3 protein-coding genes are annotated in these 2,449 nt (G+C 72.3%); all 3 read left to right on the top strand.

The window, feature by feature from the left end; translation table 11 throughout:
• Nucleotides 1-749 (top strand): energy-coupling factor ABC transporter ATP-binding protein (locus ACWGIU_RS35535; protein ID WP_453712219.1); only part of this gene is annotated, 749 nt, incomplete at its 5' end.
• Complete coding sequence (locus ACWGIU_RS35540; protein WP_453712220.1) at nucleotides 746-1,636, top strand: ECF transporter S component; 891 nt, start codon at nucleotides 746-748, stop codon at nucleotides 1,634-1,636. The genes ACWGIU_RS35535 and ACWGIU_RS35540, both read left to right, overlap by 4 nt.
• Nucleotides 1,637-1,944: 308 nt before the next feature.
• A complete protein-coding gene (locus tag ACWGIU_RS35545; protein WP_453712221.1) occupies nucleotides 1,945-2,349 on the top strand; it encodes an aggregation-promoting factor C-terminal-like domain-containing protein in 405 nt (134 codons plus the stop codon).
• Nucleotides 2,350-2,449: the final 100 nt, after the last annotated feature.

Raw genomic sequence — 2,449 nt, forward strand, 5'->3', positions numbered from 1 at the left:
GGGTCACCGTCCGCCGCGGCCGCGTCCAGGCCCTGCACGGCATCACCCTCACCGTGGCCCCCGGCGAAACCATCGCCCTCATGGGCCGCAACGGCGCCGGCAAGTCCACCCTCCTCTCCACCCTCGTCGGTACGGTCACCCCCACCACCGGCGAGGTGACCGTCGGCGGTCGCACCCCCCACCGCACGCCACCGCGCGAGATGGTGCGCCGCGTCGGCCTCGTCCCGCAGGAGCCCCGCGACCTGCTCTACGCCGACACGGTCGCCGCCGAGTGCGCCGCCGCCGACTCCGACGCCGCCGCATCCCCCGGCACCTGCCGGGACCTCGTCTCCGCGCTGCTGCCGGACATCGCCGACGACATCCACCCGCGTGATCTCTCCGAGGGCCAGCGCCTGGCCCTCGCCCTGGCGCTGGTCCTCACCGGCCGCCCCGCCCTGCTGCTCCTCGACGAGCCCACCCGTGGCCTGGACTACGCCGCCAAGGTCCGCCTGATCGAGATCCTGCGCGGCTTGGCCGCCGACGGCCACGCCATCGTCCTGGCCACCCATGACGTGGAGCTGGCCGCCGAGCTGGCCCACCGCGTGGTGATCCTGGCCGGCGGGGAGGTCGTCGCGGACGGTCCGACCGCCGAGGTCGTCGTCTCCTCGCCCGCTTTCGCGCCGCAGGTGGCGAAGGTCCTGGCCCCTGACCCCTGGCTCACCGTGCGCCAGGTCGCGGAAGCCCTGGACGCGGCGGAGGCCACCCCATGAGCCGCCCCGCCGGCTCCGTAGGCCGTGCCCGCCCCGCCCGCCCCGTGCGTATCGGCCCCCGGGCCGCCGTCGCCCTGGTCCTCGTCACGTTCATCGGCATCGCGGCCTTCGGCTGGCCGCTGCTCGCCGACCGGCAGTCGGGCCTCGCCCACTCCCAGGACGCCCCCTGGCTCTTCGCCGCGCTGCTCCCCCTCCTCGTGGGGGTCGTCGTGGCGACGATCGCCGACAACGGCATGGACGCCAAGGCGGTGGCGATGCTCGGTGTGCTCGCCGCCGTCGGGGCGGCGCTGAGACCGCTGGGCGCGGGCACGGCAGGGCTGGAGCCGATGTTCTTCCTGCTCGTCCTGAGCGGGCGTGTCCTCGGCCCCGGCTTCGGCTTCGTGCTGGGCTCGGTGACGATGTTCGCCTCCGCCCTGCTGACCGGCGGGGTCGGGCCGTGGATGCCGTTCCAGATGCTGGCGATGGGCTGGTTCGCCCTAGGCGCGGGGCTGCTGCCGGGCGCGGAGCGGATCCGGGGGCGTACAGAGCTGCTGATGCTGGCCGCGTACGGCTGCGCGGGCTCGTTCGCGTACGGCACGGTCATGAATCTGCAGGGCTGGGTGCTGCTGCAGGGGATGGGGCAGGGCATCTCCTTCCATCCGGGGGAGCCGGTGGCCGCCAATATGGTGCGGTTCGCCGCGTACTGCCTGGCGACCTCGGTGGGCTGGGACCTGGGCCGGGCCGTGCTGACGGTCGTCCTCACCCTCACGCTCGGGGCGACCCTGCTGAAGGCGCTGCGCCGGGCGACCCGAAAGGCTGCCTTCGACGCCCCCGTCTCCTTCGATCCGGGGGCCGGAACCGAATACGAACCCGCCCTCGAAAGGGGTACGAACGGCAGCGGAGGGTGACATCCGGGGCCTTCCCCGGTGACCCGCCCCATAGGACCTGGATCACATACGAACGCGGTTAGTAGGCCCCGGAGCCGTTGGACCGGCCCCTGCGAGGGGGGTCGGCGGACGCCCCGCTGCGAGGTCCCTTAGTAAGAGGGAGCTTTGCCAGGGCGTCGGGGCGTCTGTAGAACTGGATGAGTCGCAAGGCGGCAGGGGTACTCCGGTACTTCGCCCGCCGCCGACGAACCCCTCTCCTCTGCGTGAGTGGCTCACGCATGTCCTCGGCATGCGTGCGACCGCCCTTGTCCCCGTCGGAAGGTCAATCCGTGTCCCACACCGTCATCCGCCGCATCGCCGCCTCCAAGAAGGCCCTCGCGGGCACCGTCGTCGCCCTCGGTGTCGCCGGTTCCATGCTCGCCACGGTCCCCGCCCAGGCGGCCCCGGCGAGTGCCAAGGCGATCGCGCAGCAGATGATCAAGGACCCGGCCCAGTTCGCTGCCTTCGACAAGATCATCTCCCACGAGAGCGGCTGGAACCACACCGCGACCAACCCCTCCTCCGGCGCGTACGGCCTGGCCCAGGCCCTGCCCGCCTCGAAGATGGCCTCCGCCGGCGCGGACTGGAAGACCAACCCCGCCACCCAGATCAAGTGGGGCCTGGACTACATGAACGACCGCTACGGCAGCCCGGTCGGCGCCTGGAACTTCTGGTCCGCCAACCACTGGTACTGAGCCGTCCCCGGACAGCAGACAGCAGATATCTGACCGCTGACAGCTGACAGCCAGCAGCTAGCAGACATACGAAGGCCCCGGTGGCCGGCCTCCCCAGGTC

Source organism: Streptomyces sp. NPDC054840 (genome assembly GCF_053611065.1).

Excerpts from the sequence above, each read along its gene's own strand:
- ACWGIU_RS35540 (WP_453712220.1), top strand. The coding sequence starts at position 746 with ATGAGCCGCCCCGCCGGCTCCGTAGGCCGTGCCCGCCCCGCCCGCCCC.